The sequence below is a fragment of the Streptomyces sp. NPDC019224 genome, from assembly GCF_040632605.1.
In the GTDB taxonomy this organism is placed as follows: Bacteria; Actinomycetota; Actinomycetes; order Streptomycetales; family Streptomycetaceae; genus Streptomyces.
In genome coordinates, this window is record NZ_JBEYCF010000004.1 from 26,886 (window position 1) to 32,976 (window position 6,091).

The 6,091-nt window shown below is 72.4% G+C and carries 2 protein-coding genes, 1 tRNA gene and 1 pseudogene; all 4 read right to left on the bottom strand.

Annotated features, from left to right (window positions below; all coding sequences use genetic code 11):
- Positions 1 to 14 precede the first annotated feature (14 nt).
- Positions 15 to 88 (bottom strand) — tRNA-Lys (locus ABZ564_RS03845).
- A gap of 99 nt (positions 89 to 187) precedes the next feature.
- A complete protein-coding gene (locus ABZ564_RS03850; RefSeq protein ID WP_360849362.1) occupies positions 188 to 2,317 on the bottom strand; it encodes a VCBS repeat-containing protein in 2,130 nt (709 codons plus the stop codon).
- Between the two features lie 46 nt (positions 2,318 to 2,363).
- Positions 2,364 to 5,585: an FG-GAP-like repeat-containing protein gene (locus ABZ564_RS03855; RefSeq protein WP_360848957.1), complete on the bottom strand. Its 3,222-nt coding sequence runs from the start codon at positions 5,583 to 5,585 to the stop codon at positions 2,364 to 2,366.
- A gap of 272 nt (positions 5,586 to 5,857) precedes the next feature.
- Positions 5,858 to 6,091: pseudogene (locus ABZ564_RS03860) on the bottom strand (RNA helicase); the annotation flags it as partial.

Here is a 6,091-nt window from a genome sequence, read left to right on the forward strand (position 1 = left end):
CTGGGGCTACGAGGTAGGCCGTGTGGGACTCGAACCCACAACCAACGGATTAAAAGTCCGCTGCTCTGACCAATTGAGCTAACGGCCCTCGGCACATCACCCCCGAGCATAGCCCGCCCCGGCCGCGCAGCCGATCGGGTATCGGCTGCGCGGCCCCGTCATCGGGGACGGCGACGGGCTCAGGGGCTCAGAAGATGCCCTTGTACGTCTGCCAGCCGGTGGCGATCTGGGTACGGGCTCCGAACGAGCCCTTGCCGTTGCCGTTGTTGCGGAACAGCTTGCCGGCCGAGTCGCGTACGACGATGTCGTTGCGGCCGTCGCCGCTCAGGTCGCCGACGCCGACCAGGGTGTTGTACGAGCGCCCCCAGTCCGTGAACACCTTCACGCGGGCCGCGAAGCGGCCGTTGCCCAGGCCGTCGTAGCGCCACAGGCCGCCGTTGCGGTCGTGGCCGAGCAGGTCGGGGATTCTGTCGCCGGTGATGTCGCCGACGCCGGTGATCTGCGCGTACGTCCGCCAGTCGGTGTTGATCCGCGTCTTCGGGGCGAACTTCCCGCCCGCGACGCCCGCGTAGAAGTAGATGTCGCCGGTGGACTTCTGACGGGCCACGAGGTCGGCCCGGCCGTCGCCGTTCAGGTCACCGGGCGAGGTCAGCACGTCGTACTGCTGCCAGCCGCCGCCGATCACGGTGTGCTTACTGCCCGGGGTGTAGCCGGAGCGGCCGCAGTGGCCCGCGTACTGGCGCAGCTCGCCGCCCGGCATCCGGACGAGGAGCTCGGAGCAGCGGTCGCTTCCGGTGTCCGCGAAGGGCACGGCGAGGGTTCCGGCAGGCCAGCCGGAACCGGAGGCCTTGCCGCTGAAGACGCCCGGGGTCTGCCCGAACTGGATGGTCAGGCCGCCGGAGGAGTTGAGGGTGACGAGGTCCCCGATGCTGTAGCCGCCCTGGTCGTGGAAGCCCTCCTCGCCACCGCCGACCGAGATGGTCCCGCTGGTGGTGTACTTGCCCGAGCCGTCCTCCGCCGTCGCCGCCAGGGTCCAGCTGTGCCGGCCGCTGCCCGTGTATCCGCCCGCGTCCGTCCGGCCGTCCCAGGCCACGTCCGCCTCGGTGCCGGAACCGCCCTTGAGCGTGCGCACCGTACGACCCGTCCAGTCCTTGACCGTGTACGTCCAGGAGACGGGCTTGTTGAACTGCCAGGTGCTGAGCCAGGCCCCCGGCCCGTTCTCGCCCTTGATGTCCAGGGAAGAGCCGCCCTGATCGGCGGCGATCTTCGCGAGAGGCTGCGCGGGCACCCCGCTGGGCACGACGTGCAGGGTCTGTGCGGCGTCGAGGTACGCGATGTCGCCGCCGAACCTGTCCACCGCCCAGGTCAGCCGCCGCTGGTCGGCGGTCTTCCCGGCCGGGAGGTCCGCCACGGCGCGCGGAGCGGCGGCCTTGCCCGTGTGGAAGTCGGTGAGCAGCAGCTTGCCCGCGGTCCGGTCGTGCCGGACGAGGTAGCCGTCGCCGACGAGGGCGGGCCCGGACGGCACGGTGAACGACTTCTTCGCCGTACGGTCGTACACCCCGGCCGCGCCCGTCGTCCCGCAGTTCCAGTACACCCAGCGGCCGACCGCGCGCACCTCCTTGATCACGCAGGGTGCGCCGGTGGCGGCCTGCTCCACGACCTTCTTCGTCCCCAGGTCGGTCGCGGTGAGCGCTCCGGTGGCGGTGGTGGCCGCCCACAGCGTGGTGCCCCAGACGGAGGCCGCGCCCGGGGTGCGGACGAGGGGGTCGGCGGTGCTGGTGTAGCCCGGGTACATGCCGGCCCGCTGCTTGGCGGGGGAACCGCCGTTGACGACGTAGGCCCGCCCGGCCAGGTCCACGATCCTCGCGGTGCCCGCGGGGTAGCTGATGTCGCCACTGTGGTACGAGTTCCCGGGCGCCCAGAACTGCACCGACTCGGTGCCGGCGTCGTCGCCGGCGACAAACACCATGCCGACGTCACCGTGGCCCGAAGCGACCAGCTCGACGCAGTCGCCGTTGTCACAGGGCACCGTCCTGAGGTGCGCGCCATTGGCGTACGTCCCGGCAAAGGCACGGCTCTCGCGCGCTCCCGCGGTCACGGCGTCGGCGGACACCCGGCGGTCGTACACCATGCGGTCGCCGGAGGCGCTCCGCTCCGCCGTCACCAGCCGCCCGCCCGCGAAGTCGAGGCCGTACACCCCGGTGGTCGCCACGGTGGCCGGGGCGGGGTCGGCGGCGCTCGCCGGCACGGCGGCGGTGGCGAGGGCGGTCGCCCCGGCCACGGCGCCCACGAGGGCGGCGCGGCCGCGTATGAACATGGTCAAAGGAGTCCCTTTCCGGGAAGCCCGGTTGGTGAGTGGGTCATCAGAACAGGTACGTGTACATCTGCCAGCTGCCGCCGACCTTCGTACGGGCCGCCAGGGCGCCCTTGCCGTCGCCGCGGTAGCTCCACAGCACCCCGGACGTGTCACGGGCCAGCAGATCGGCGCGGCCGTCGCCGTTCAGGTCGCCGGAGCCGACCATCGTGTCGTACATGGTCCAGCCGTAGCCGACCTTGACGCGGGTGCCGAGCGTGCCCTCGCCGGTGGCCGGGTAGCGCCAGACGTCGCCCGCGCGGTCCCGGGCCAGCAGGTCGCCCTTGCCGTCGCCGTCCATGTCGCCCATACCGGCGAGGAGGTACTTCTGCCAGCCGTAGCCGATCTTCACCCGGGGCTCGAAGAGGCCGTTGCCCTTGCCCCGGTAGAAGTACAGGTCGCCCGTGGGCGTCCGGGCGAGCAGATCGGCGCGCCCATCACCCGACATGTCGCCGGGCGAGGTCAGGGCGTCGAACATGTTCCAGCCGGTGCCGATCTTCGTGTACGGCGTGGTGGGCTCGAGCGCGGCCCCGCAGCCAGGCCTGTACGCCCGCAGCTCGCCGGCCTTCGTACGGACCAGCACGTCGTTGCACCGGTCGCCGCTGACGTCCTCGAACGGCACGGCGGCGGTCACGGTGTCGTCCCCGGTCCAGCCGGTCCCGGACACCTTGTCCTCGACCCGCCCGGTCCCGGTACCCGTACCGGCCCGCCAGTCCGCCGTCCCTGCCGAGGTGAACGCGAGCAGGTCACCGAACCCGTCGTTCCCGACGAAGTCCCGCGCCACGGCGGCCCCACCGGTCAGTCCGACGGTCCCGGAGGTGGCCAGGGGGGCGCCCTGACCGTCGGCGGGCGCGGCGGTGAGGGTCCAGGTGTAGGAGCCGTTGGGGGCGTACGCGCCGGTGGCGGTCTTCCCGTCCCAGGCGGCCGTCACCAGGCCGCGGGCTTCCCCGCCGGACAGCGTGCGCACCGTGGCGCCCGACGCCGTGTTCTTCAGCGTCAGCCGCCAGGACGCGGCGGGCTTGGACAGCCACCAGGAGCCCTGCCAGCCGGCCGGCGAGGACGCCCGCAGGTCGAGCGAGCCGGCCGGCGCCACGGTGTCGATCACCGACAGCGCCGAGGCCGGAATGCCCGTGGGAACGATGCGCACCAGCCGGTCGCTGCCGGTGTACGCGACGTGGCCGCCGAAGCGGTCGACGGTCCAGCCGGCGCGACGCACGCTGTGCGGGCCCAGGTCCCCCTCACCGGCCAGCTTCCGCTGGGGCAGGTCGGCGTGCGCGCCACTGGCCGGCAGCCCGCCGTGGAGGTCGTACAGGGTGAGCCCGGCGCCCTCGGCGTGGGTGACGAAGTAGCCGTCGGCGAGGAGGGTGTCGGCGTCCGGAGCGGTCGCGAACTTCCCCGTCTGCCGGTCGTAGAAACCCGCGCTGTGGGGCCAGTTGGAGCCCTCGCACGCCCAGTGGATCCAGCGGCCCACGGCTTGCAGCTCGGTGGGAGCACACTTGCTGGGCGTGGTGAAGGAGGCGCCCGCCGCACCCGTTGTCACGTTCTTCGAGGTCACGGTGGAGGAGCCGGGGAGGTTGCTCCACAGCGTGTTGCCCCACAGGGCGGCGGCGTCCATCCGCCGGCTCTCCAGCACCTTCCCGGAGTCGGTGCTCCCCTGGAACTCGACGACGTGCTTGAAATTGCCCGACGCCTCGTTCACCACCGCGTAGCGGCCGGAGAGGTCCACGAGTTCGGGGGACATCAGGCCCGTGGTGAGCCGCGGGCCCCATTTCTCCTCACCGTTGCGGAACAGCATGGTCTGCCCCTGCTCGGTGCCTTCCTTGCGGCCGTGGAACCCGTCGCCGCTCGCGAACATGGTCACGCAGTACGGGTCTTCCGAGTACCAGCCGCAGTCCGCGTCCCGCCCGCCGGTGAGCCCGTCCACGGTCGTGCGGATCTCCTCGGGCCGGCCGGACGTCCTGAGCCAGGTGCTCCGGTACGCGCCGATGTACGTGCCCGGCTGGAACAGGCGGGAGTCGTCCGCCGTGGTGAGGATGCCGCTGCCCAGGGAGATGCCCGCGGGCTGTGCGGGCATGTCCTCGATGTCGGCGACGCGGGTGCGCTTCACGGTGCCGTCCGCGGCCTCCGTGAACAGGTAGTAGCCCCAGTCGAGGGCACCCTCGTAGCTGTGGGTCTCGGCGCCCGCGACCAGGAGGGAGCCGTCCGGCGTCCCGGTGAGATCGGTGTGGGCGACGGCGAGCAGTTCGCCGGTGCTCTCGCCGTCCTCGCCGATGCGCACCAGCCGGTTGCCGCGGTACTCGTTGCCGCCGGGGTTCGCCGGCAGGACTCCGACCAGCGTGTCTCCGAGCATCCGGAAGCTGGTGTCGTACGGCTGGTTCCGCAGGTCGTACGAGCGGGGCGCGGCGGACAGATCGTCGCGGTCGAACAGCTCGGCGGCGTACGAGCCGACCTGCAGCAGGGTGTCCGGGCCCAGCGTCACGGCATCGGCATGCGGGTCCAGGGTCCGGAGCTGCCCGCTCGCCAGGTCGACGAACCACCAGCCCTGCGTCATGTCGGAGCCCTCCCAGAGGATGCCCCGGACGACGATCGAGCGGGCGTCCCCGTCGGAGACCGACAGGCGCCACCCCTCGGGAAGCCCCTCCAGCCGCCGGTCCTCGACCTCGCCGCCCTCGGCCCGCAGCAGGTGCAGGGCGGTCACGGCGGTCTCGGTGCCGGTGCGGGTGACGACGGTCGTGCCGTACGTCCCCACGTAGGTCTGGCCCTCCGGGATGGCGATGCTCGTGACCGGCCCGCCGCCGGCGCGCTGCTGCAGCGTCACACGCGGGCTCGGGCTCTCCGCGTAGACCGCCACGGTGTCGGAGCCGTGCCCGAATCCGGTGGGCCAGTCGCCACGGGGGCGGACCGCCTCGGGGTCGTACTCCAGCGGCTTCGGGAGCCGGTCGGGCAGCACGGTCTCCGTACCGGACGCGTAGTCGGTCCAGCGGAGCCGGTCGTCGCCCTCACGCGCCGTCAGGAAGCCTGTCTCGCCGGCGTTCAGCACGCGTGTCTGGCGCGGTACGTAGCGGGCGCCGGGCTTCACGACCACGGTGTCCGCGGCCGTGGCGCCCGTCGTACCGGCGGCGGCCGTACCCGTGGCCATCGCGCTCGCCCCGGCGGTCATCGCCAGGGTGACCAGAAGGGCGATGCGCGCGGACGCACGCCGACGTCTCCACCCGTTGGATGAGCGGGTCACTTTGAAGGTCCCTCCCCAGGAACAAGGCACGAGGAGAGGCCGGCGGAGAACGCATACGGCCTACGCGGTGCGGCGGTCGCCGCTCGCACCCACCCCCGAGCAGATGTCGCGACTTTAGCAGCAGACGCGGACACGCCAACGGCTTTTTCGAACTCGTTCAAGGGGCGGGCCCACGCAGGTCGGCGGGCACCTTCCCGGCGCATACGAAGAGCGGGCCCGTCCATGGAGGACGGGCCCGCTCTCAGCAGACCTTCAAGGGGTCATCGACGCACTCAGCCGTTGCGCTTCCAGCGCGGCTTGTCGTCGCGGCGGCCGAAGGAGCCGGTGCTCGTGCCGGTCGAACGGTGCTCGTCGCGGCGGCCGGTCGGCCGGTCGCCGCCGCCCGAGCGGAAGCCGCCCGAGGGGCGGTCGTCGCGACGGTCGCGGTTGAACGGACGGTCGCCGCCGCCCGAACGGAAGCCGCCCGAGGGACGGTCGTCGCGACGGTCGCGGTTGAACGAGGGGCG

Excerpts from the sequence above, each read along its gene's own strand:
- ABZ564_RS03850 (WP_360849362.1), bottom strand. The coding sequence starts at position 2,317 with ATGTTCATACGCGGCCGCGCCGCCCTCGTGGGCGCCGTGGCCGGGGCG.